This window comes from Methylovirgula sp. 4M-Z18 (assembly GCF_037890675.1).
Taxonomy (GTDB): domain Bacteria; phylum Pseudomonadota; class Alphaproteobacteria; order Rhizobiales; family Beijerinckiaceae; genus 4M-Z18.
Genome location: NZ_CP149574.1, coordinates 4,315,783 through 4,337,555, shown reverse-complemented (window position 1 = coordinate 4,337,555; position 21,773 = coordinate 4,315,783). Strand labels below are relative to the sequence as shown.

Sequence of the window (21,773 nt, the reverse complement as noted above, 5' to 3'; positions counted from 1 at the left end):
TTCGGCGCGCAGTCGACATGTGCTGTGCTGCGCGCGGATCGGCGCATTGGCCTGTCGCGAAAGAACACCCTGGGGAGACTTCCATGCGTTCGTCTTTTCTCGCTCTTGCGCTTCTGGGTCTTGGTCTCGGTCTGTCGGGGTGCGTCGCCACTGTGGAGGTGCCGCCCAATTCGGACGCCAACGATGATGCCATCTGCCGCAGCTACGGCGAGACCCCGAAGACGAAAGAATACAAGCAGTGCCGCTACGATCTGCGCCATGCGCGCATGGGCGGCGCGCCCTATTATTACGAGCCGGCCTATTTCTACCCCGGCCCCGCCTATTGCCGCGAAACCTATTGGGGCGTGCGCTGCTACTGACCCCCCGCGCCTTTCGCGCGCAGCCTTCTCGCGTTTGGAGTTGAATGATGTCTGCCTATGATCTTGTGGTAATCGGTTCCGGCCCCGGCGGCTATGTCTGCGCCATTCGCGCGGCGCAACTCGGGCTCAAAGTGGCCGTGGTCGAGAAGCGCAAGACCTTCGGCGGCACCTGCCTCAATATCGGCTGCATTCCGTCGAAAGCGTTGCTGCACGCATCCGAATTGTTCGATGAAGCGGCGCACGGCTTTGCGCCGCTCGGCATCGTCGTCGATACGCCGAAGCTCGATCTTATCGCGATGATGAAGCACAAGACCGATACGGTGAATGCGAACGTGCAGGGCGTCGCCTTCCTGTTCAAGAAGAACAAGATCGAGAGCTATATCGGCACGGGCGCCATCGCGGGCGCCGGCAAGGTGAATGTCACCGGCGAGGACGGTAAGGTGAGGGAACTCGAGACCAAGAACATCGTGATCGCGACCGGTTCCGATGTCGCCAAATTGCGCGACAGGGACGGCAATTTCATCCCGATCGACGAGAAGATCGTGATTTCATCGACCGGCGCGCTCGAACTCGACAAGGTCCCGGCCCATATCGTCGTCGTCGGTGCGGGCGTCATCGGCCTGGAGCTCGGCTCGGTCTGGCGCCGGCTTGGCGCCGAGGTGACGGTGATCGAATTCCTCGATCGCATTTTGCCCGGCATGGACGGCGAAGTCGTCAAACAGGTCCAGCGCATGCTGGAAAAGCAGGGCATCAAATTCCGCCTTGCCTCGAAAGTGACCGGGGTCACCACCTCTGCCTCCGGCGCGGATGTGACGTTCGAACCGGTCGCCGGCGGCGCGGCGGAAACGTTGCAGGCCGAGCGCGTGCTGATCGCGACCGGCCGCACTCCCTATATCGAGGGTCTCGGCCTTGAGGCGGCCGGGGTCGCCACCGAGCGCGGGCGCGTCGTGATCGACGAGCATTTCGCCACCAACGTGCCTGGCATCTATGCCATCGGCGACGTGGTGCGTGGACCGATGCTGGCCCATAAGGCCGAGGACGAGGGCGTCGCGATCGCGGAGATGCTCGCGGGCCAGCATGGCCATGTGAATTACAACGTCATTCCGGCGGTCGTTTATACCTCGCCGGAGATCGCGTCCGTCGGCAAGACCGAAGAGGACCTCAAGGCGGCGGGCATTGCCTACAAAGTCGGTAAATTCCCCTTCACGGCCAATGGCCGCGCCCGCGCGATGCGCCACACGGACGGCTTCGTGAAGATCTTGGCCGATGCTGCGACCGACGCAGTGCTCGGCGCGCATATCGTGGGCTTCGGCGCCGGCGAAATGATCCACGAGGCGGCGGTGCTGATGGAATTCGGCGGTTCGTCCGAGGACCTTGCTCGCACCTGCCACGCCCATCCGACCATGTCGGAGGCGGTGAAGGAAGCAGCCATGGGGGTCGAGAAGCGCTCGATCCATATTTGAGCGGAATGGACCGCGGCCCGCAAGGCCGCAGTCTGTTCAGACCGCCCCGTCAATCTCGCCACAATTCCTGCTATAGTGCGGGCGACCAAAATTGGGGCGATTGATGCGTGCGATTAAAAAAGCGCTGTGGCTGGCAACGGCTCTTATCTTTCTCGGCCTCTCCTGGCTGTGGGACCACCTGCATCCGATCATTGGCTGGTTCATCGCCATCCTGCCGCTGGAGGGGCTGAAGCGGCGGGTCGCCGCCTTCATGGAGACCCTGCCGCCTTATCCGACCCTGCTGATCTTTCTCATCCCGCTGCTGTTGCCGGAGATTTTCAAGATCGCTGCCATTTGGCTCGCGGCGCATCACCATTGGCTTTTTGCCGGCGGCGTTTACCTTTTTGCCGAGATCGTGCGCTACGGCCTGATCGCTTATCTGTTCACCATGTGCCGCGACAAGCTCTTGTCGATCGGGTGGTTCAAGACGCTCTACGAATGGGTCATGAAGGCCCACGCATGGGCGCATGAGCAGACCGCGCCGATCAAGGCGTGGATCAAGACCGCGCTGCAATACGAGGGGCTCACCAATAGCCACCATCATTCGCTCTGGCGGCGGCTCGTCGCGCTGTGGCGCTACACACGGACGCGCCGGGCGTGAGGCTGGATCATCGGCCGCGCGGATGGGCGGCGCGATAGGCCGCCAGCAGCCGGGCCGAATCCACCGCCGTGTAGATCTGCGTCGTCGAGAGCGACGCGTGGCCAAGCAATTCCTGAATTGTGCGCAAATCGCCGCCGTTCCCTAAGAGATGGGTCGCGAAGGAATGGCGCAGGGCGTGCGGGGTTGCGGTATCGGGCAGGCCGAGCGCACCGCGCAGCCGCTGCATGGCAAGCTGAATGATGCGCGAGCTGAGCGGTCCGCCCTTTTGCCCGACGAACAATGGCCCATCCGGCTTCAACACATAGGGGCAGAGCGCAAGATAATCCTCGACCGCCCGGCGCACCGGCGCGATGACGGGCGCTGCGCGCTGCTTGCCGCCCTTGCCGAGCACGGTGACGGCATCGATCTCCCCGACCGGCGCCGCCGCCCGCGTGATCCCCAGGGCTTCGGAAATGCGCAAGCCCGCGCCATAGAGCAGGGCGAGCACGGCGGCGTCGCGCGCCAGCACCCAGGGTTCGCGCTCTTCCCCGGCGCGCGTGTCGGTCTGCGTCACGCGCCGGGCGGCTTCGGCGGCCAGCGGCTTTGGCAGGCTGCGGGCGATTTTTGGTGTGCGGACGGCGGAGAAGGCGGACACTTTTGCCTTGCCTTCCCGCTCCAGATGCCGGGCGAAAGACCGGATGCCGGACAATATACGCATCAGCGAGCGGCTCTCGATGCCCTCATTACGGCGGCGAGCCATGAAGGCGCGGATGTCGGTCGGTTTCAGAGAGGTGAAACTGGCGCAGCCCGGCAGCGCGCCGTTATGCTCGGTCAGGAATGTCAGGAACTGCCGCAGGTCGCGTCCATAGGCTTCCACCGTCTTGGGCGACATGCGCCGCTCGACGCCGATATGCGCGAACCAGGCGCGTGCCTCGGCGGCGAGATCCGGCGCGGCGGGGAAGGCGATGGCGTCCATATCGTTCATGCCGTCAAGATGACGGGGTTTCGTGAAGGATTGGTTGCTTTGCCCGTCTTCCGAAGCACCGCTTCCTTTTCCCGCGTTTAGCCGGTACGGAGACGGCGCGATCCGTCGCTTTTTTCGGGACTATATCAGCGAATCGGTCGAAATTTATCTCAACCGCGGTTTGCCGCTCCTTACCCAGGCTGGTGCCTTGAGCTTTGTCGCCGACATTCTCGTCCCCGTCGCCGTCGATCAGGTCTATTCCTACCGCGTCCCTGCGGACATGGCTCTGCAGCCCGGCGATTTTGTGCTCGTCCCGCTTGGCACGCGCGAGGCGACGGGCATTGTCTGGGCGGTGCGGGCAGAATCAGGCGGCAATCTGCGCGAGATCAAGCAGCGCCGCGACATCGCGCCGCTGCGGCCGGCCATGCGCAAGTTGGTCGATTGGATCGCCCGCTGGACCCTGGCGCCACGCGGCATGGTGCTGCGCATGGCGGTGCGCGCGCCCGAGCATGTCGGGCCGGAGCCGCTGCGCATCGGCGTGCGTCGCGGGCTGGCGGTGCCGGAGCGCCTCACGCCGGCGCGGCGGCGGGTGCTGGAGGCGGCCGCGGAAGGATTTGCCCTGTCCAAATCGGCGCTGGCCCATGCGGCGGGCTGCTCGACCGCGGTGATCGATGCGCTCATCGATGCCGGTGCATTGGAGGCGGTTCACCTGCCGCCCGAGCCGGTTGCGGAAACGCCAAACCCTGATTTTGCCGTAACTCCGCTCGAACCCAGCCAGCGCGCCGTCGCTGACGCGCTCGGCGCGGCGGTCGGCGAGGGTAAATTTTCGGCCATTCTCCTGGAAGGCGTGACGGGGTCCGGCAAGACGGAGGTCTATTTCGAGGCGATTGCCGCGAGTTTGCGCGCGGGCGGGCAGGCGCTGATCATGCTGCCCGAAATCGCGTTGACCGCGCAATTTCTCGACCGTTTCGCTGCCCGCTTCGGCGTGCGCCCGGCCGAATGGCATTCGGGCGTCACCGCCCGCAAGCGCGCCCGCATTTGGGAGGGCGCCGCGAGCGGGGAGGTGAAAGTCGTCGCCGGCGCGCGGTCGGCGCTGTTTCTGCCTTTCTCGGCGCTCTCGTTGATCGTGGTCGATGAGGAGCACGAAGCTGCCTACAAGCAGGAGGACGGCGTCGCCTACCATGCCCGCGATATGGCGGTGGTGCGGGCGCAGCTCGAACAGGCGGCGATCGTTCTCGCGTCCGCGACGCCCTCGATCGAGACGCGGGTCAATGCCGCGCAAGGCCGCTACCAACACCTGCGCCTCGCCGCGCGCTTCGGCGGCCGGCAAATGCCCGAGCTTGCCGCGATCGACATGCGGGCCGAGGCCGGCGCGCGCGGCACGTGGATCTCGCCGCGCCTCGCCGAGGCTGTGCGTGGCGCGTTGGCCGAGGGTGCGCAATCGCTCTTGTTCCTCAACCGGCGCGGCTATGCGCCGCTCACTCTGTGCCGCCATTGCGGCCACCGCTTTCAGTGCCCGAATTGCTCGACCTGGCTGGTAGAGCACCGCTTCCGCCGCGCGCTGATGTGCCATCAATGCGGCCATGTGGAGCGCCGCCCCGAGATTTGTCCTGAATGCCAGACGCCCGACGCGCTGCAGGCGTGCGGGCCGGGCGTCGAACGGCTGGCCGAGGAAGTGGCCGAGCTCTTTCCCGGCGCGCGCGCCCTCGTGCTCTCGTCGGATTTCCCCGGCGGCACGATGCGGTTGCGGCGTGAGCTCGATGCGATCGCGAGCGGCGAATTCGATATCATCATCGGCACGCAACTCGTCGCCAAGGGCCACAATTTTCCGAAACTGGCGGTGGCGGGGGTCATCGATGCGGATGTCGGTCTCGCCAACGGCGATCCGCGCGCTGCCGAGCGCACCTTCCAGCTCCTGGCGCAGGTCACGGGCCGCGCGGGGCGGGGTGATTTTGCCGGCCGCGGCTTTGTCCAGACCTATCAGCCCGATCACCCGGTGATCCGCGCCATCCTGTCGGGCGATGCGGAGCGCTTCTATGCGGAGGAGATCGCAATGCGCGAGCGCGCCGGCCTGCCGCCCTTCGGCCGGCTCGCCGCGCTGATCGTCTCAGGTAATGACCGGGCGTCCGCCGAGGCGCATGCCCGCGCGCTGGTGCGGGCTGCCCATGGCCTGCCCCATTCCGACCGCTGGCGCCTGGCGCACGGCCTTCCCGGGCGCGACGACCTCGCGATCCTCGGCCCGGCGGAGGCGCCCATTGCCGTCGTGCGCGGCCGGCACCGCTTCCGCCTGCTCGTCAAGGCGCCGCGGCAAGCCGATCTGCAGGGCTTCCTGCGCGCCATGCTGGCGGCGGGGCCGAAGGAACGCGGCGGCGTGCGGGTGGCGGTGGATGTCGATCCGCAAAGCTTCTTATAGCGCAGGCGGAACGGTTCGCGCCTGTCTCGCCAGTAAGGGGCGGTTTTCGCGCGATGGGGCCGCAAAATCCGTTTCATTCGTACGCAGGCAAGGCATTTTTTGCGCGCACGCGACCTGTCGCCGCAATTTGGTCATTTTGGTGTCGCCGGCGGTCACAATGGGTTGCGTGCCAAAAATCCATGTGTTAGGTCCAAACCGCTTATCGCGGGGGGCGTTCGGTTTATTGAGCTTTCTTTCCGCGTGCTCACCTTGGTCGGTGTTGCAACGGGGGCGCTTCTCCGTTCTGGCGCCGCCCTTTAACCGACCGGATCTTTAAGTGACTGGCCAAGAGACGATCGTATCAGGAATGACAGGGCGCTACGCCTCTGCTTTGTTCGCCCTTGCGCAAGACCAAACGGCACTCTCGAAAGTTGCCGACGATTTGAAGGCCTTCGACAGCCTCATCGACCAATCCGCCGATTTGCAACGCCTCGTCCGCAGCCCGGTTTTCACCGCCGAGGCGCAGATCAAGGTGCTCGGCGAAATTTTGAATCGCGCCGGCATTTCCGGTCTTGCCGCCAATTTCATCAAGCTCGTCGCGTCGAAGCGCCGACTGTTCGCCATCCGCGACATGATCAAGGGCTATTGCGCGCTGACCGATCATGCCAATGGCGTGACCCGGGCGGACGTTACCGTGGCGCAGCCCCTGAATGACCAGCATCTCGCGGACATCAAGTCCGCGCTCCAGAACGTAACCGGCGGCAAATCCGTCGATGTTGCTGTTAAAGTGGACCCATCCATCATCGGAGGCCTCATCGTGAAGGTCGGCTCCCGCATGGTCGATGGTTCGCTCAAGACCAAGCTCACCGCAATCCGCACCCGTATGAAAGAGGTCGGCTGATATGGATATCCGCGCCGCAGAAATTTCTGCAATCCTGAAGAATGAGATCGCCAATTTCGGCACCGAGGCTCAAGTCACCGAAGTCGGACAGGTTCTGTCCGTCGGCGACGGTATCGCCCGCGTCTACGGCCTCGACAATGTCCAGGCCGGTGAGATGGTCGAGTTCGAAAACGGCATCCGCGGCATGGCGCTCAACCTCGAGAGCGACAACGTCGGTATCGTGATCTTCGGCTCGGACCGCGACATCAAGGAAGGCCAGACGGTCAAGCGCACCGGCGCCATCGTCGACGTGCCGGTCGGTAAAGAATTGCTGGGCCGCGTCGTCGACGCGCTCGGCAACCCGATCGACGGTAAGGGCCCGATCCATGCGGCTCGGCGCGCCCGCGTCGACGTGAAGGCGCCCGGCATCATTCCGCGTAAGTCGGTGCATGAGCCGATGGCGACCGGCCTCAAGGCCATCGACGCCCTCATCCCGGTTGGCCGCGGCCAGCGCGAGCTGATCATCGGCGACCGCCAGACCGGCAAGACCGCTGTCGCGCTCGACGCCATCCTGAACCAGAAGCCGCTGAACCAGGGCGATAACGAAAGCCAGAAGCTTTACTGCATCTATGTCGCCGTCGGCCAGAAGCGCTCGACCGTCGCGCAATTCGTGAAGGTGCTCGAAGAGCAGGGAGCCTTGGAATATTCGATCGTCATCGCGGCGACCGCGTCCGATCCGGCCCCGATGCAGTTCCTGGCGCCCTTCTCCGGCTGCGCCATGGGCGAATTCTTCCGCGACAACGGCATGCACGGCCTGATGATCTATGACGATCTCTCGAAGCAGGCTGTGGCTTACCGCCAGATGTCGCTGCTGCTGCGCCGTCCGCCGGGCCGCGAAGCCTATCCGGGTGACGTGTTCTATCTGCACTCCCGCCTGCTTGAGCGCGCTGCGAAGCTGAACGACGCCAATGGCGCTGGCTCGCTGACGGCGCTGCCGGTCATTGAGACCCAGGCCAACGACGTGTCGGCCTATATTCCGACCAACGTGATTTCGATCACCGACGGCCAGATCTTCCTCGAAACCGACCTGTTCTATCAGGGCATCCGTCCGGCGGTGAACGTCGGCCTCTCGGTGTCGCGCGTCGGCTCCTCGGCCCAGACCAAGGCGATGAAGAAGGTCGCCGGTAAGATCAAGGGCGAGCTCGCGCAGTACCGCGAAATGGCGGCCTTCGCGCAGTTCGGTTCGGACCTCGATTCTACGACCCAGGCCCTGCTGAACCGCGGCTCGCGCCTGACCGAACTCCTGAAGCAGCCGCAATTCTCGCCGCTGAAGATGGAAGAGCAGGTCTGCGTGATCTACGCCGGCGTGAACGGTTATCTCGACAAGCTGCCGCTCAACCGCGTGCGTGCCTTCGAGGACGGCCTGCTCGCGATCCTGCGCACGCAGCACGGGGCCTTGCTGACCAGCATCGCCAATTCGAAGGACCTTTCGAACGACGATGGCGCGACGCTGAAGTCGGTGGTCGACAATTTCGCCAAGTCCTTCGCTTAAAGACGCGGCCCCCTAAGACCTTAAGGGACTAAACGCTCATGGCATCCTTAAAGGATATGCGAAACCGGATCGCCTCGGTGAAGGCGACGCAGAAGATCACCAAGGCCATGCAGATGGTCGCGGCGGCGAAACTGCGTCGCGCCCAGAGCGCGGCCGAAGCCGCTCGGCCTTATGCCGCGCGGATGGAGGCGGTGCTGGCGAATCTGACCGCCGGTCTTGGCGCGATGACGCAAGGGCCGAAATTGCTGACCGGCACGGGCAAGGACGACGTGCACCTGCTCGTCGTCTGCACGGCGGAGCGCGGCCTGTGCGGCGCGTTCAATTCGTCGATCGCCCGCCTCGCACGCGACAAGGCCAATTCGCTGATGGCGCAGGGCAAGGTCGTCAAGATCCTTTGCGTCGGCAAGAAGGGCTATGACGTTCTACGCCGCCAGTTCGAAAAGCAGATCATCGACGTGATCGACCTCCGCGCGGCGCGCCAGATCGGCTATCAGCACGCTGATCCGATCGGCAAGCGTCTGCTCGCCATGTACGACAAAGGCGAGTTCGACGTCTGCACCCTGTTCTTCTCGCGATTCAAATCGGTGATCGCCCAGATCCCGACGGCGCAACAGCTGATTCCGGCGGAAATTCCCGCAGCGAAAGCGTCCGACAACGGCGGCACCAACACGCCTTACGAATATGAGCCGGATGAGGCAGGCATTTTGAATGTGCTGCTGCCGCGCAACATTTCGGTGCAGGTGTTCCGCGCGTTGCTCGAAAACGCCGCGTCCGAACAGGGCGCGCGCATGAGCGCGATGGACAACGCGACCCGCAATGCCGGTGAGATGATTCGCAAGCAGACGACGCTGTACAACCGCACCCGTCAGGCGATGATCACCAAAGAACTCATTGAAATTATTTCGGGCGCGGAAGCGCTCTGATAGATCGAGGAAAAGGGCCAGTCATGACTCAGACCGCCAACAACATCGGCCGCATCACGCAGGTCATCGGCGCCGTGGTTGACGTGCAATTCGACGGCAATCTGCCGGAAATTCTCAATGCGCTCGAAACCAAGAACCAGGGCAATCGTCTGGTTCTCGAAGTCGCGCAGCATTTGGGCGAAAATTCCGTGCGCTGCATCGCGATGGACACGTCGGAAGGTCTGGTCCGCGGTCAGGAAGTCGAAGACACCGGCGGACCGATCATGGTGCCGGTGGGCGACGAATGCCTGGGCCGCATCATCAACGTCATCGGCGAGCCGGTGGACGAAGCCGGCCCGGTGGTAACCAGCGGCAAGCGCGCCATTCATCAGCCCGCGCCGTCCTACGCAGAGCAATCGACGGAAGCGCAAATTCTCGAGACCGGCATCAAGGTCGTCGATCTGCTCGCGCCTTACGCCAAGGGCGGTAAGATCGGCCTGTTCGGCGGCGCTGGCGTCGGCAAGACCGTGCTGATCATGGAGCTGATCAACAATATCGCCAAGGCCCACGGTGGTTATTCGGTGTTCGCGGGCGTCGGCGAGCGCACCCGCGAAGGCAATGACCTCTATCACGAAATGATCGAAGGCGGCGTCAACAAGGACCCCAAGGAAACTGGCGGCTCGACCGCAGGTTCCAAATGCGCTCTCGTTTACGGCCAGATGAACGAGCCGCCGGGCGCCCGCATGCGCGTCGCACTCTCGGGTCTGACCATCGCGGAAGACTTCCGTGACAAGGGCCAGGACGTGCTGTTCTTCGTCGACAACATCTTCCGCTTCACACAGGCCGGCTCGGAAGTCTCGGCGCTCCTGGGCCGCATTCCTTCGGCCGTGGGTTACCAGCCGACGCTCGCGACCGACATGGGCGCGCTGCAGGAACGCATCACCACCACCAACAAAGGGTCGATCACCTCGGTGCAGGCGATTTACGTGCCGGCCGACGACTTGACCGACCCGGCGCCGGCGACCTCCTTCGCCCACTTGGACGCGACCACCGTGCTGTCGCGCTCGATCGCGGAAAAGGGCATCTATCCGGCCGTGGACCCGCTCGACTCGACCTCGCGCATGCTCTCGCCGCTCGTCGTCGGTGACGAACATTACGGCGTCGCCCGTCAGGTGCAGCAGGTGCTGCAGCGTTACAAGGCCCTGCAGGACATCATCGCCATTCTCGGTATGGACGAGCTCTCGGAAGAGGACAAGCTCAGCGTCGCTCGCGCCCGCAAGATCGAGCGCTTCCTGAGCCAGCCGTTCCATGTGGCCGAAGTCTTCACCGGTTCGCCGGGCAAGCTCGTGTCGCTCGCCGACACGATCAAGGGCTTCAAGGGCCTCGTCGAAGGCAAATACGACCACCTGCCGGAAGCTGCTTTCTATATGGTCGGCACGATCGAGGAAGCGGTCGAAAAGGCCCAGAAGCTCGCCGCAGCCGCCTAATATTGGAGCGCGGGCATTTCGCCCGCTGTTCCTTTGCGGGCGGAAGCCGGCAATTGCACGGATGATCTAGATGGCAACTTTTCATTTTGAACTCGTTTCGCCCGAGAAGCAGCTGTTCATCGGCGAAGTCGAGGACGTGATCGTGCCGGGCTCGGAAGGCCAGTTCACGGTTCTGGCGAACCATGCTCCGGTGATGACGACCCTGCGCCCGGGCCTCGTGATCATGAAGGGCGGCAGCAGTGGCGCAGCGAAAAGCATGTTCGTGCGCGGCGGTTTTGCCGAAGTCGCGCCGACCGGCCTGACCATTCTGGCCGAATATGCAATTCCGCTCGAAGAGCTGAACGAGCTGCATCTGGCCGCTGAGATCAAGCACCTTGAAGAAGAAGCCGCCTCGGCTTCGGAAGGCGAGGCCAAGCGCATCGCAACTGAGCGCCTGAACCAGCTCAACGAGGTCAAGGCGACGTTACGGCTCGGGTCGAGCGGCGGCGCCGAACGGCACTGAAGAAAAGACTGAAAAAAGGTCGCTCCGGCGGCCTTTTTTAGTGGGACGAATGCCGGGTCGTGCGGGGAGGCGGTCCGTGGCTTAAAGGACCGCGACCGTCCCCGTCGCACTGCAATCTTCTTTGGTGCGGCCACATGCGACCGGGACGGTCGCGATCCTTTGCGATTCCGCCAAAAAACAACATGTTCTAAGGTCAGCACGCATCAAGAGGCCGCAGGCTTTAAACTCTTCTCGTCACCGAATACCGCGACACCGCCGCGAAATGCGCGAAGGTGGCGTGCACCTTTTCGTAGACCGGCCGCTTGAATGGCACGACGCGGTGAATCAATTCGCCGAGCGGGAACCAATCCCAGGCGGAGAATTCGGCCGGCTCGCCGCCGCCCGGATTGAGCACGTTGATCTCGCCGTCATCGCCCTCGAAGCGGAGCGCCACCCAGCGTTGCGATTGGCCGCGAAATTTGTCGAGCTTGTGCGGCGGGCCGGAATAGGGGGGAAAATCGTAGGTCCAGGTGTCCGGCGCGATCGCCAGCAGCGCGACGGACGTTACGTTCGTCTCTTCGAACAATTCGCGCCGCGCCGCGGCGACGATCTCCTCGTCGGGATCGATCCCGCCTTGCGGCATCTGCCATTCATGCCCCGGCGTCACGATCTCAGGGCCGGAATTGCGCGCGCGTCCTGCCAGAACCAGTCCGGCGCGATTGAACAGAACGATTCCAACATTCGGGCGATAAGGTAAAGCTGCTGTATCAGTCATATATTCATACTTTGTGGAGCGTAACTTTGCGCTTTATGCGTGTGCAAGCAAGTCAGAAATCGACGAAACGAATGTTTCAATCTGATGCACATGTCCTAACGTGCGCCGATGGGGCAGAGCGAGGCAAGCTGCCTAAACGGATACGTTAGGGGCCTCATGCCGGTATCGCCTCTAGATCTAGCGGGAACAAATTGGCACATAGGGTCAGTCAGCGATTCGTCGCGTCTTTGTTCCCGGTCGGTCCGAAAGATTAACGGGTCCAAGCGTTCCTTCGAGGGTTCCATGCTTCGCTTGTTCTTTGTCCTTTGCGCCGCAGTGTTTTCCACGCACGCGTTCGCAGCATCTTTTGACGGCACGTGGCACGTGATCGGCAAGACGACGGTGGGGGATTGCACAAAATCGGTGTCGGGCGACGTCAGCATCCGCGACAACCGCATCTATCGCACGGATGAGAATCCCGACGACATGATCGGCGCGGTCAATGACGACGGTACGGCCTGGGCTCATCTCGAGCAGGATGGCCATGTCGTCCGCGCCTCCGGCCATCTGCATCCGCGCAATGCGACGGGCGCGTGGGCGTCGAATTCCGACGAATGCGGCGGCACCTGGACCGCCGTCAAACAGAAGTGAGTCTGCGGCGAACGCGTCCGCCATGCCGTATTTCACGAAGCCGTAGCCGCATGCTATAGGATCGGGCGAAGCTGGAGAGAGGCGAGGTTCAGGGGCTTTGTTGAGGCGCTCCACCATGCAGCGGATGCGAAGCGATTGGCGTGCGCAGATGCGCTGTGCGCCGCGGTCGATCGCCCTCGCGCTCGCGGCGCTTGCCCTGCTCGCGCAAGTCTTGCTGCCCGTCCATATCGTCACGCCGGCGCGGGCGGACGGCGTGCCGCGCGAAATCTTGGCGCTGAGCGCCGCGCTCGGTCAGGACGTGCCGCTGTGCCTGCATGTATCCGACGCGGCGCCCGATCAGCCGGGCCAGGCGCCGGGCCCCGTGCATCGTCACGACGACTGCCCGTTCTGCCAGTCGCTGACCCATCTCGCCGGAACGGTTCCGCCGGCCGGTCACATTGCCCCGCCGCGGGAGTTTGTGCGCGCCGCAGCGCCCATGCCGCCGGCCTACGATCTGCCCCGTCCGGCGCCGATCCAGCGCTCCGCTCGCTCCCGCGCGCCGCCGATCCTGATCTGAACCATAGCCCGGCCGACTCTAAGGACGGCGGCCGATCACAGTTCTCATCAAGGATCTTTTCTCATGTCGATCAGACTATCGCTCGCCGGCGCGTTCGCGCTAGGCGTGACTGTTACCGTGCAACAAGCAGACGCGCATTCAGTCGCTGGGGACCGTATTTTCCCAGCCACGCTCGGGATCGATGATCCCGGCGTTTCCGACGAGTTGGCGCTCCCGACCTTCACCTACTTGCCGTTGAGTTCCGACGGCACGCACGAATATGACTTCAGCTTCAACTATGCCAAGCGCATTACCGACAATCTTGCCCTGTCCATCGGCAAGCCGATCTTTCAGTGAGGGCAGTCCCATGCACAAACGCATTTTCCTACGCCTTCTTGCCGCCACCGCAACGTCGGCTTGCTTTTTGGCCGAACCGGCGCTCGCGGATATGTCGTCCGTCTACATGGCGGGCAAAATCAAGCTTGCCATGCCGTGGACCCGTGCGACGCCCAAGGGCGCCGACGCGGCGGTCGGCTATATCACCATCACCAATACAGGTGCCGAGCCCGACCGCTTGATCGGCGGTTCGACACCCATTGCCGATCATTTCGAGATCCACGAAATGTCGACCGCTGGCGGCGTGATGAAGATGCGCGAGCTCGAAACCGGCGTCGAGATCAAGCCCGGCCAGACGCTCGTGCTCAAGCCGAATGGCATTCACATCATGATGGTCGGCCTGAAAAACCAGGTCAAAAAGGGCGACAAGATCAGGGCGACTTTGACCTTCGAAAAGGCGGGTTCTGTCGATGTCGAATTCGACGCAGCCGGCATCGGCGGCGGCATGCCGGGCATGTAACGGCCGAGAACCCCCTTCCAAAACCAAGACCATGACGTGCCCGTTAGCGCATCCAAACAGATGAAAGGATATTCCCCATGTTCCGTAAAATTCTAATCACCAGCCTGTCCCTACTCGCGCTTATCTGGACGGCAGGCCTCGCCTGGGCCCATGCGCAACTACGAACAGCAGTTCCTGGCGCCGGTAGCAGCGTTTCGGCGCCCAGTGAAATCAAGCTCACCTACAGCGAGGGCGTCGAACCAAAATTTTCGCAAGTCACGCTGGCTACGGAGGCGGGCGATGCCGTTGCGCTCGGCAAGCCAGAGGTCGATCCGGGCAATAACAAAATCCTGATCGTCAAAGTGCCTTCGGCCCTGAAAGCGGGCACATACAAGGTAACCTGGCATGTCGTGTCGGTTGACACGCACAAGACACAAGGCAGCTTCAGCTTCACCGTCGCGCCATAAGAGAACGAGGTTCCGGCCATGGAGTTCGACCCCGAAATCTGGGCGCGCTGGATTCAGTTCGCCAGCGTCGTCGGCATGTTCGGAACCTCCCTGTTTCCCTTCTACGCGGCACCGGCGGAGCGGTTCGCCCCGTCTTTCTGGCGCATCGTGCAGGGGGCAGCCCTGTTGGCGATCGCCTCCGGCTGCGCATGGCTCACGTTCTCGGTCGCCGATGTCGGGGACACGCTCGGCGATCCGTCGCTGTGGCGGACCTATTTGCTTGAGACGTCCTTCGGTCACGCCTGGCTCGTTCGCTTAGCGCTTTATCCAGCCTTGCTGATCGTCTTGGTCTTCCAGCCGCGCCAATATAGGTTTGTTGTTGCCGCCGCTCTCGGCGGAGCGCTGCTCGTCAGCCAGGCCTTGCTCGGCCATGCTGCCGCCGCATCGGGCGGCCTCGCCTTCGTCGCGATTCTCTCCTATGCGGTCCATGTGCTCGCGGCGGGCCTGTGGCTTGGCGGCCTGTTGCCTTTGCTGCTCGTCTTGCGCGCGCCGACGGACGGTCTCTCCGCCGAACAGCATGTGCCGGTGCTGCAGCGCTTTTCGCGCGCCGGCTATTTTGCCGTGGTCGCCATCGCGCTCAGCGCGGCGGTGAATGTGTGGCTGCATGTCGGCGATTGGCAGAACCTGCGTGGAAACGCTTATGGCTGGCTGCTTCTCGACAAGCTGATCCTGTTCGCGGTGCTCATCGTGCTCGCCTCGCTCAACCGCTTCGCGTTGCTGCCGCGCTTGATGGCGCACGGGTCCGACACGGCGCAGGTGACGCGGCTTCTCGCCAGCAATGTCCTGTTCGAAATTCTGCTCGGCCTCGGCATTCTGGCCGTCGCCGCGCTGCTCGGCACGACGGCGCCGCCATGATTGGCTTTCCCCACGCGAGTCCGTAAGAACGAAATCATGCTTCAGTTTCACTCCGATTACGCGCAGCTCTACGCGTCGTTCCGCTGGGCGATTCCGCCGCGCTACAATATGGGCGTCGATGTCTGCGACCGTTGGGCTGCTGCCGCGCCCGAGCGGCCGGCGATTCTCGACGTGTCCGCCGCCGGCGCGGTAAAGGCGCTCACCTTTGGCGTCTTTCGCGACCAATCCAACCGGCTCGCCAACGCTTTGCGACATTTCGGCGTGTGGCGCGGCGACCGGGTGGCGATTCTGCTGCCGCAGATGGCGGAGGTGGCGATCGGTCATGTCGCCACCTACAAGCTTGGCGCCATCGCGCTGCCCCTGGCGGTGGTGTTCGGGCCGGATGCGCTGCTCTACCGTCTGCAGGACGCGGGCGTGAGCGCGCTGATCACCAATGCCGCGAGCCTCGCCAAGATCGCGCAGATCCGCGCGCAATTGCCCGAGCTGAAACTGGTCGTGTCGGTCGATGGCGCCGGTGAGTCCGCGCTTGGCTGGCAGGACCTCTTAAGCAAGGCGAGCGCCAATTTCATAGCGGAAGACACGAGCGCCGACGATCCGGCCTTGATGATCTACACGTCCGGCACGACGGGGCCGCCGAAAGGCGCGCTGCATGCGCATCGTGTGCTGCTCGGTCATTTGCCTGGGGTGCAATTCAGCCACGAGTTTCTGCCGCAACCTGGCGATCTTGCCTGGACGCCGGCCGATTGGGCCTGGGCCGGCGGGCTTTTGAACATGCTGCTGCCGAGTCTGCATTTTGGCCTGACGGTTGTTGCGCGCAAATTCGAGAAATTCGATCCGGAGGCTGCATTGCGCCTGATGGCTGATCACGCCATCCGCAACATTTTCGTGCCGCCGACTGCGCTGCGGATGATGCGCGCCGTGCCGGACATTCGGCAGCGCTATGATCTCAAATTGCGCACGCTCGCGGCGGCGGGCGAGTCCTTGGGCGCGGAGACCTACGCCTGGGGCCGCACGGCATTCGGCCTGACCATCAACGAGGCTTACGGCCAGACCGAGTGCAATCTCGTGCTTGGCTCCTGCGCCGTGATCGGCGTCAGCAAGCCAGGCGCGATCGGCAAGCCGGTGCCGGGCCATGACGCGGCTGTCATCCGCAAGGATGGAACGCGCTGCGCGCCGGGCGAAGCCGGCGAAATCGCGATCCGCGCGCCCAATCCTGTGATGTTCCTCTCCTATTGGAACAATCCGCAAGCGACGCACGCGAAGTATCGTGGCGATTGGCTCCTAACCGGCGACCAGGGCGTGATGGACGAGGAGGGCTATGTGACCTTCTTTGGCCGCGACGACGATGTCATCACCTCGTCGGGCTATCGCATCGGCCCGGGCGAGATCGAGGATTGCCTGCTGCGCCATCCGGCCGTTGCCCTAGCGGCGGCGGTCGGCAAGCCAGATCCATTGCGCGGCGAATTGGTGAAGGCCTTCGTGGTGCTGAAGCCGAATGTTCCGGAATCGGCCGAGCTTGCCGCCGAGATCCAATCCTTCGTGCGGAAGCATCTCTCGGCGCACGAATATCCGCGTGAGATCGCCTTCGTGACCGAACTGCCGTTGACGACGACGGGGAAGATCATCCGCAGGTTGCTGCGGGAGCAAGTGTGAATGGAGCGCAGCCCCGAAGGCCACGCTCCGTTCATGCACGATCAGTGCCGGAAGTGCCTGACCCCGGTGAACACCATCGCTAGTCCGGCGTCATCCGCGGCCTTGATCACGTCCTCGTCGCGCATGGAGCCGCCGGGCTGAATGACCGCGGTTGCGCCGGCTTCGGCGGCGGCGAGCAGGCCGTCCGCGAATGGGAAGAAGGCGTCGGACGCGACCACCGCGCCTTTCGCGAGAGTCTCGGCGAGGCCGGCGGCCTTCGCCGCTTCCTGCGCTTTCCACGCCGCGATGCGCGATGAATCGACACGGCTCATCTGGCCGGCGCCGATGCCGACCGTTGCGAGATTTTTCGCATAGACGATCGCATTCGATTTCACGTGCTTGGCGACCCGGAAGGCGAATTTCATATCCGTCCATTCCTGCTCGCTCGGTGCGCGCTTGGTGACGATGCGCAATTGCATGTCGTCGACGACCGCATTGTCGCGCGACTGTACGAGCAGACCGCCAGCGACATTGCGCACCGCGAGCCCCTTGGCGCGCGGATCGGGGAGGCCGCCGGTCACGAGCAGACGTAGGTTCTTCTTGGCTGCGATCAGGGCGATGGCGTCCTCATCCGCGTCCGGCGCGATGATCACTTCGGTGAAGATTTTCACGATCTCCTGCGCCGCAGCGGCATCGAGCTTGCGGTTGAGTGCGACGATGCCGCCGAAGGCCGAGACCGGATCGCAGGCGAGCGCTTTCTGGTAGGCTTCCGCCAAGGTCGATGCCGCTGCAACGCCGCACGGGTTGGAGTGCTTGATGATGGCGACGGCCGCGGTCTCGTGCGCATCGAATTCGGCGACGCATTCGAAAGCTGCATCCGTATCGTTCACATTGTTGAACGAGAGCTGCTTGCCCTGCAATTGTTTCGCCGTGGCCACGCCGAAACGGGTCTCCGCCGTCCGGTAGAAGCCCGCGCTCTGATGCGGGTTTTCGCCGTAGCGCATTTGCTCAGCGAGTTTGCCGCCGATGGCGCGGAACGCCGGCACGGGTTCGTCGACCACTTCCGCGAGCCAGTTGGAAATGGCGGCATCGTACGCGGCGGTGCGCGCATAGGCCTTCTGGGCGAGGCGCTTGCGCAGTTTCAGCGTCGTCGCGCCGGCATTCTGTTCGAGTTCGGCGAGGATCGCGGCGTAGTCGGCGGTATCGACGATCACCGCCACATCATTGTGGTTCTTGGCCGCGCCGCGGATCATTGCCGGGCCGCCGATATCGATATTCTCGACGCAATCCTCTTCGGAGGCGCCTTTCGCCAGCGTCGCCTCGAACGGGTAGAGGTTGACGACGAGCAGGTCGATGGCCGGAATATTATGGGCCAGCATCGCCGCTTCGTGCTCGGGGTTCTCGCGGATGGCCAGGAGGCCGCCATGCACTTTCGGATGCAGCGTCTTCACTCTGCCGTCCATCATTTCGGGAAAGCCCGTGAGATCGGCCACATCGCGCACCGGCAGACCGGCGTCGCTGATCGCCTTGCTCGTGCCCCCTGTCGAGACCAGTTCGATGCCACGCGCATGCAGGGCGTGGGCAAAATCGATAAGACCGGTCTTGTCGGACACGGAGAGAAGGGCGCGGGTGACGTGGCGCAAATCGCTGGCCATGGGGGCTCCAGTTGGTTGAATGGAGCGCGGCCCTCCAGGCCACTGCGGGCTGGAAGCCCGCGGTCCATTCGACAGAGGTTAAAGACTGGAGCGGCGGATAGCACAGATCAACGCGCCCGTGCACCCCTCATGCCGCCACGATATCAGTTTGCGCAAAATCATTGCCCTTGAACAGCAAAGGCTCACCCGTAAGCGATGCAAGCGCGTAGGAAAAACAATCGCCAAAGTTCAGCGCAGCGGCGTGGCGTCCTTTGCCATACCGGCGCCAAGCGCGGCGGGCCTGATCAGCATGGTCAGCAGTCACGGCAACAATCTCAACCTTCGCCTTATGCAGCCAAAGATCGAGTTCCCCACCGCCAGCTTCGCCCTGCCGCGTCTCAATCACCATCGCCGCTTCCAAAATTGTTGCTGCCGAGATGAGCCGAACGGGATCGTCTGCAATCCGTTCGCGGAAACTCTTTGCCTCAGGTTCATTGAAGGCAATCGCAACGATTGCGGATGTGTCGATGACCATGAGGTCCTGACCCTAGTTTGGAATGCCGTTTTCGTCGTAGCTGACAATCTCGTCGGGCGGGCGGTTATCCAGCACCGGCAGCGCATTCCAACGGCGCTGGATCGCTTCCAGATCCTCCAGAAGGGCCGCCTTGCGCGTGTCGGACCCCATTCGCCGCAGCCGCTCTTCGAGGGCTCGCCGCGTCGCCGTGGTAATCGATTCGCCCGTGCGCGCGGCAAGGGTGCGGGCGAGCTGCTCCGTTTTCGGGTCTTTGATGCTCAGCGCCATGTTCCAAGGTTCCTATTTGTCTATATTCTACCTCCATAGCACAAACCACGTCCCATTGCACGATATGGCCGGGGGTACCGATTACGCTCCCTGGCCCTTGGCATCGGCGACGAGGTGCAGCATCCATTTCAGCACCGGGCGGGGGCCGGATTGGCCTTGCACGACCAGTTGGTGGGTGCGTTTCAGCCCGTCAGCGGCGCCGACGTAAATGCTTTCCTCGAACGTAATCGGGGCATCCATCGTCATGAAGCGCCAGGTCTCACCGCCCGGTAGCACCAGCAGCACCTGATCTTCGGAGGCAGCGCGCCGCACCTGGACTGACGGATGCAGATGGAACCGCACGGCATAAGGCCGATCGACCTTGCCGCCGCGCCGGCGGGGTGCAGGCAGCAGCTTATCCTCCCCGGTCAGCGTCTTGCCGTCGGCACTGAGCTTGACCTTGCGCTGGTGGATGAGCCCCATCGGCCGGGTGTAGCCGTCATGCGCAGCGGTCACTTCGGTCGCCTGCAGCGCATCCTGGCGGGCAACCGGCACGTGCCGCGGCCCGGCCAGAATTTGCCCACCGAGCCACTCGGCTTGCCCGGCAGCGGGGGCGATGCGGCAGGAGGACGTGTCGTTGACCACCAAAGTCGAATGCGCCGCCGTGGCGCGTGTCAGTTCGCGCAGCGCCTGGCGTCCCTTTTCCGGCGCGCCGCAATTGACGATGATCTGCCTTTGCCGGCTGGAGAATTCGAAGGAAAGGGCACCGGCATGGGCATCGAGCGAAAAGACCGGCGGCGGCGCACGGCCGGTATCCATGATCACGATGCTGCCGCCCGATTCGATGCGTTGGTAGCCCGAATAGCGCGCATTGGTGATCGCGACCCCTTGCGCGTCGTCATAGGCAAGGATCGTCGCGAGAATGTCCGGCGCCGTGACGCCCATGCCGTTGAACAGCGCGAGCGACCCGTCGCCGTGGCGGAACATGCGCAGCATGGGGATGATCCGGTCGATCGTGTTGAGCAGTTCGACGGGCGCCTGCTGGCCGCGCGCGCCATAGGCCTGGCGCAGGGGCAGAAGGTCGAGCATCAGGTCAATCAAAATGCGCGGGTTGCGGCTGATATGGCCGCCGTCGGGCAAGATCTGGCGCTGCAATTCCTGGGCGAGAAGCTGCGTGCCGAGTCGGGCGAGCGAGGCGAGGCCCTCGGCGCAGAGACCGAGTTCCGCAAGCGCGATGGCGCCGAACAATACGCGCTCGTCCTGGGCTTCGCTCTGCATGCGCCGGCGCAAAACGGTCGCTTGGCGCGCGAGGCTTTTCAGGAATTGCTGGTAGAAGCTGCGGTCCGCACCCTCCAGCAGCAGCGGCGATTGGCTGAGCCAGGAGAGAATGCGCCGCGCGATCACGCGCGCCTCCCAAGCATGGCCGCGCCGCGCCTTGCCGCAGATCGCGATCCAGTCGGTGACGAGCGCGCGCGCATTTTCGCGCGACAGCGCGCTGCCGGCGCCGCGCTGATGGCGCAGCCAGCCGAATTCATTGAGGCGCCGCGCCCAATCGGCCGAAGGCGGCTCGATCGCGAAGGGCGATTGGCCATGGGTGTTAACGACCCGGCCTTCGAACGAGAAATATCCGGCGTAAATGTCGCTGGCGATGGTCGGATCGCTGGTCCGAATGTCGGGCGGCGCAATGATCAGCCGGCTCGGGACGGCAGTGCTGAAACGGCCGAACGTGCGCCAGGGCGAGACAAGGCCGATGCGTTGCAGGGCATTCATAGGCTCACGCATCTCCGTTGAAGCGGTGGAATTGCTCAAAACGGCAGCCTCCTCAAGGTCGCGCCGATGTCGGCGGGCGCGGAAACGAGTCAATGGCCTGAACCCTCAAGATTCCTGACCAGGACTTATACAGTGCCGCGAGGGAGTTTAGAAATTGTTAACCGTAATGGAACGGGGATTGGACCCCCAAAGATAGCGAAGGGTAAAGGAGCTCTGATGACGCAAGAATTCACCATCAGGGCCGCGACGGCGCAGGATTTGCCCGGTCTGTTGCGGCTCTATGGGCAATTGCACCCCGGGGTGCCGGCCCCGGCGCTGGAGGACGCGGCCCGAATCATCGCTGATTTTTTCCGTTATCGCGGCAGCGCAATCTTCATCGGATATTTGGCAAACGAGCCGGTCAGCACCTGCGCGCTGATCGTGGTGCCCAATCTCACCCGAGGCGGCACGCCCTATGCCCTAATCGAAAATGTCGTCACCGACACCGCGCATCGCGGCCGCGGCTATGCCCGTCAGGTGCTGCTGCATGCCATTGCCGCTGCCTGGCGGCACGATTGCTACAAAGTGATGCTGATGACCGGCTCGAAAGATCCCGCGACCCTGCGCTTTTACGCCCAGGCCGGGTTCGAGCAGAGCAAGACCGGATTCCAGATTCGGCGTGTGCCCGCGCGAGCGCTCGAAGCCGTTGGAAACGCGGACGCGAATTGATGGTGATCGCGTC

23 protein-coding genes are annotated in these 21,773 nt (G+C 63.6%); 17 read left to right on the top strand and 6 right to left on the bottom strand.

The features are described from left to right. Positions 1 to 83 precede the first annotated feature (83 nt). From V9T28_RS19980 to V9T28_RS19970, 3 genes are all read left to right on the top strand, one after another. Positions 84 to 359 (top strand): hypothetical protein, encoded by a 276-nt coding sequence (locus V9T28_RS19980; protein ID WP_116401707.1) that lies wholly within the window; start codon positions 84 to 86, stop codon positions 357 to 359. 47 nt (positions 360 to 406) lie between these two features. Beyond that, positions 407 to 1,822, top strand: coding sequence for a dihydrolipoyl dehydrogenase (gene lpdA, locus V9T28_RS19975; protein ID WP_116401755.1), 1,416 nt, complete (start codon positions 407 to 409; stop codon positions 1,820 to 1,822). 103 nt (positions 1,823 to 1,925) lie between these two features. Then, the gene (locus tag V9T28_RS19970) at positions 1,926 to 2,462 is read left to right on the top strand and encodes a hypothetical protein (RefSeq protein ID WP_116401706.1); all 537 of its coding nucleotides are present in this window, start codon (positions 1,926 to 1,928) and stop codon (positions 2,460 to 2,462) included. Positions 2,463 to 2,469: 7 nt separating this feature from the next. Here the strand turns inward: V9T28_RS19970 and V9T28_RS19965 are convergent, their stop codons facing one another. Next, positions 2,470 to 3,417: a tyrosine recombinase XerC gene (locus V9T28_RS19965; protein ID WP_339071789.1), complete on the bottom strand. Its 948-nt coding sequence runs from the start codon at positions 3,415 to 3,417 to the stop codon at positions 2,470 to 2,472. Between the two features lie 196 nt (positions 3,418 to 3,613). Here V9T28_RS19965 and V9T28_RS19960 point away from each other — a divergent pair, with 196 nt between their 5' ends. The 6 genes from V9T28_RS19960 to V9T28_RS19935 all read left to right on the top strand — a co-directional run bounded on the left by V9T28_RS19960 (position 3,614) and on the right by V9T28_RS19935 (position 11,120). Beyond that, entirely contained in the window at positions 3,614 to 5,818 is a 2,205-nt protein-coding gene (locus tag V9T28_RS19960; RefSeq protein WP_116401754.1) for a primosomal protein N', read from the top strand. Between the two features lie 316 nt (positions 5,819 to 6,134). After that, positions 6,135 to 6,698 (top strand): F0F1 ATP synthase subunit delta, encoded by a 564-nt coding sequence (locus V9T28_RS19955; RefSeq protein WP_116401704.1) that lies wholly within the window; start codon positions 6,135 to 6,137, stop codon positions 6,696 to 6,698. A 1-nt stretch (position 6,699) separates the two neighbouring features. Then, entirely contained in the window at positions 6,700 to 8,229 is a 1,530-nt protein-coding gene (atpA, locus tag V9T28_RS19950) for a F0F1 ATP synthase subunit alpha (protein WP_116401703.1), read from the top strand. Positions 8,230 to 8,267: 38 nt separating this feature from the next. Then, entirely contained in the window at positions 8,268 to 9,152 is an 885-nt protein-coding gene (locus tag V9T28_RS19945; RefSeq protein ID WP_116401702.1) for a F0F1 ATP synthase subunit gamma, read from the top strand. 23 nt (positions 9,153 to 9,175) lie between these two features. After that, on the top strand, positions 9,176 to 10,618 hold the full coding sequence (gene atpD / locus V9T28_RS19940) for a F0F1 ATP synthase subunit beta (RefSeq protein ID WP_116401701.1): 1,443 nt from the start codon (positions 9,176 to 9,178) through the stop codon (positions 10,616 to 10,618). 70 nt (positions 10,619 to 10,688) lie between these two features. Continuing rightward, entirely contained in the window at positions 10,689 to 11,120 is a 432-nt protein-coding gene (locus V9T28_RS19935) for a F0F1 ATP synthase subunit epsilon (RefSeq protein WP_116401700.1), read from the top strand. Between the two features lie 220 nt (positions 11,121 to 11,340). On the opposite strand, the gene V9T28_RS19930 is transcribed toward V9T28_RS19935, so the two are convergent. Continuing rightward, positions 11,341 to 11,874: an RNA pyrophosphohydrolase gene (locus V9T28_RS19930; protein WP_116401699.1), complete on the bottom strand. Its 534-nt coding sequence runs from the start codon at positions 11,872 to 11,874 to the stop codon at positions 11,341 to 11,343. Positions 11,875 to 12,156: 282 nt separating this feature from the next. On the opposite strand from V9T28_RS19930, the gene V9T28_RS19925 reads away from it, so the two are divergent. From V9T28_RS19925 to V9T28_RS19895, 7 genes are all read left to right on the top strand, one after another. Further along, positions 12,157 to 12,504, top strand: coding sequence for a hypothetical protein (locus tag V9T28_RS19925; protein WP_116401698.1), 348 nt, complete (start codon positions 12,157 to 12,159; stop codon positions 12,502 to 12,504). 115 nt (positions 12,505 to 12,619) lie between these two features. Beyond that, positions 12,620 to 13,060, top strand: coding sequence for a DUF2946 family protein (locus tag V9T28_RS19920; protein WP_116401697.1), 441 nt, complete (start codon positions 12,620 to 12,622; stop codon positions 13,058 to 13,060). A gap of 63 nt (positions 13,061 to 13,123) precedes the next feature. Next, positions 13,124 to 13,396, top strand: coding sequence for a hypothetical protein (locus tag V9T28_RS19915; RefSeq protein WP_147306472.1), 273 nt, complete (start codon positions 13,124 to 13,126; stop codon positions 13,394 to 13,396). Positions 13,397 to 13,406: 10 nt separating this feature from the next. Beyond that, positions 13,407 to 13,895: a copper chaperone PCu(A)C gene (locus V9T28_RS19910; protein WP_245424152.1), complete on the top strand. Its 489-nt coding sequence runs from the start codon at positions 13,407 to 13,409 to the stop codon at positions 13,893 to 13,895. A 77-nt stretch (positions 13,896 to 13,972) separates the two neighbouring features. Further along, positions 13,973 to 14,341, top strand: a complete 369-nt coding sequence (gene copC / locus V9T28_RS19905) for a copper homeostasis periplasmic binding protein CopC (protein ID WP_116401695.1) — start codon at positions 13,973 to 13,975, stop codon at positions 14,339 to 14,341. A gap of 18 nt (positions 14,342 to 14,359) precedes the next feature. After that, the gene (gene copD, locus V9T28_RS19900; protein ID WP_116401694.1) at positions 14,360 to 15,235 is read left to right on the top strand and encodes a copper homeostasis membrane protein CopD; all 876 of its coding nucleotides are present in this window, start codon (positions 14,360 to 14,362) and stop codon (positions 15,233 to 15,235) included. Between the two features lie 36 nt (positions 15,236 to 15,271). Continuing rightward, positions 15,272 to 16,888: an acyl-CoA synthetase gene (locus V9T28_RS19895; protein WP_116401693.1), complete on the top strand. Its 1,617-nt coding sequence runs from the start codon at positions 15,272 to 15,274 to the stop codon at positions 16,886 to 16,888. A 41-nt stretch (positions 16,889 to 16,929) separates the two neighbouring features. Here V9T28_RS19895 and purH read toward each other — a convergent pair whose 3' ends face one another. The 4 genes from purH to V9T28_RS19875 form a co-directional block, all read right to left on the bottom strand. Next, a complete protein-coding gene (gene purH / locus V9T28_RS19890) occupies positions 16,930 to 18,522 on the bottom strand; it encodes a bifunctional phosphoribosylaminoimidazolecarboxamide formyltransferase/IMP cyclohydrolase (RefSeq protein ID WP_116401692.1) in 1,593 nt (530 codons plus the stop codon). A gap of 127 nt (positions 18,523 to 18,649) precedes the next feature. Beyond that, positions 18,650 to 19,036: a type II toxin-antitoxin system VapC family toxin gene (locus V9T28_RS19885; protein ID WP_116401691.1), complete on the bottom strand. Its 387-nt coding sequence runs from the start codon at positions 19,034 to 19,036 to the stop codon at positions 18,650 to 18,652. Positions 19,037 to 19,048: 12 nt separating this feature from the next. After that, positions 19,049 to 19,303, bottom strand: a complete 255-nt coding sequence (locus V9T28_RS19880) for a type II toxin-antitoxin system VapB family antitoxin (RefSeq protein WP_116401690.1) — start codon at positions 19,301 to 19,303, stop codon at positions 19,049 to 19,051. Positions 19,304 to 19,384: 81 nt separating this feature from the next. Beyond that, positions 19,385 to 21,052 carry a heparinase II/III family protein gene (locus tag V9T28_RS19875; protein WP_158554842.1) on the bottom strand — a complete coding sequence of 556 codons (1,668 nt, stop codon included), beginning with the start codon at positions 21,050 to 21,052 and terminating at the stop codon, positions 19,385 to 19,387. A 216-nt stretch (positions 21,053 to 21,268) separates the two neighbouring features. Here V9T28_RS19875 and V9T28_RS19870 point away from each other — a divergent pair, with 216 nt between their 5' ends. Then, positions 21,269 to 21,760 carry a GNAT family N-acetyltransferase gene (locus tag V9T28_RS19870; protein WP_116401688.1) on the top strand — a complete coding sequence of 164 codons (492 nt, stop codon included), beginning with the start codon at positions 21,269 to 21,271 and terminating at the stop codon, positions 21,758 to 21,760. The last annotated feature ends 13 nt before the right edge of the window (positions 21,761 to 21,773 follow it).

Excerpts from the sequence above, each read along its gene's own strand:
- V9T28_RS19910 (WP_245424152.1), top strand. The coding sequence starts at position 13,407 with ATGCACAAACGCATTTTCCTACGCCTTCTTGCCGCCACCGCAACGTCG.
- V9T28_RS19885 (WP_116401691.1), bottom strand. The coding sequence starts at position 19,036 with ATGGTCATCGACACATCCGCAATCGTTGCGATTGCCTTCAATGAACCT.
- purH (WP_116401692.1), bottom strand. The coding sequence starts at position 18,522 with ATGGCCAGCGATTTGCGCCACGTCACCCGCGCCCTTCTCTCCGTGTCC.
- V9T28_RS19915 (WP_147306472.1), top strand. The coding sequence starts at position 13,124 with ATGTCGATCAGACTATCGCTCGCCGGCGCGTTCGCGCTAGGCGTGACT.
- V9T28_RS19970 (WP_116401706.1), top strand. The coding sequence starts at position 1,926 with ATGCGTGCGATTAAAAAAGCGCTGTGGCTGGCAACGGCTCTTATCTTT.
- atpD (WP_116401701.1), top strand. The coding sequence starts at position 9,176 with ATGACTCAGACCGCCAACAACATCGGCCGCATCACGCAGGTCATCGGC.
- V9T28_RS19925 (WP_116401698.1), top strand. The coding sequence starts at position 12,157 with ATGCTTCGCTTGTTCTTTGTCCTTTGCGCCGCAGTGTTTTCCACGCAC.
- V9T28_RS19880 (WP_116401690.1), bottom strand. The coding sequence starts at position 19,303 with ATGGCGCTGAGCATCAAAGACCCGAAAACGGAGCAGCTCGCCCGCACC.
- V9T28_RS19935 (WP_116401700.1), top strand. The coding sequence starts at position 10,689 with ATGGCAACTTTTCATTTTGAACTCGTTTCGCCCGAGAAGCAGCTGTTC.
- V9T28_RS19875 (WP_158554842.1), bottom strand. The coding sequence starts at position 21,052 with ATGAATGCCCTGCAACGCATCGGCCTTGTCTCGCCCTGGCGCACGTTC.
- V9T28_RS19930 (WP_116401699.1), bottom strand. The coding sequence starts at position 11,874 with ATGACTGATACAGCAGCTTTACCTTATCGCCCGAATGTTGGAATCGTT.
- lpdA (WP_116401755.1), top strand. The coding sequence starts at position 407 with ATGTCTGCCTATGATCTTGTGGTAATCGGTTCCGGCCCCGGCGGCTAT.
- V9T28_RS19895 (WP_116401693.1), top strand. The coding sequence starts at position 15,272 with ATGCTTCAGTTTCACTCCGATTACGCGCAGCTCTACGCGTCGTTCCGC.
- copD (WP_116401694.1), top strand. The coding sequence starts at position 14,360 with ATGGAGTTCGACCCCGAAATCTGGGCGCGCTGGATTCAGTTCGCCAGC.
- atpA (WP_116401703.1), top strand. The coding sequence starts at position 6,700 with ATGGATATCCGCGCCGCAGAAATTTCTGCAATCCTGAAGAATGAGATC.
- V9T28_RS19965 (WP_339071789.1), bottom strand. The coding sequence starts at position 3,417 with ATGGACGCCATCGCCTTCCCCGCCGCGCCGGATCTCGCCGCCGAGGCA.
- V9T28_RS19980 (WP_116401707.1), top strand. The coding sequence starts at position 84 with ATGCGTTCGTCTTTTCTCGCTCTTGCGCTTCTGGGTCTTGGTCTCGGT.
- V9T28_RS19945 (WP_116401702.1), top strand. The coding sequence starts at position 8,268 with ATGGCATCCTTAAAGGATATGCGAAACCGGATCGCCTCGGTGAAGGCG.
- V9T28_RS19870 (WP_116401688.1), top strand. The coding sequence starts at position 21,269 with ATGACGCAAGAATTCACCATCAGGGCCGCGACGGCGCAGGATTTGCCC.
- copC (WP_116401695.1), top strand. The coding sequence starts at position 13,973 with ATGTTCCGTAAAATTCTAATCACCAGCCTGTCCCTACTCGCGCTTATC.
- V9T28_RS19920 (WP_116401697.1), top strand. The coding sequence starts at position 12,620 with ATGCAGCGGATGCGAAGCGATTGGCGTGCGCAGATGCGCTGTGCGCCG.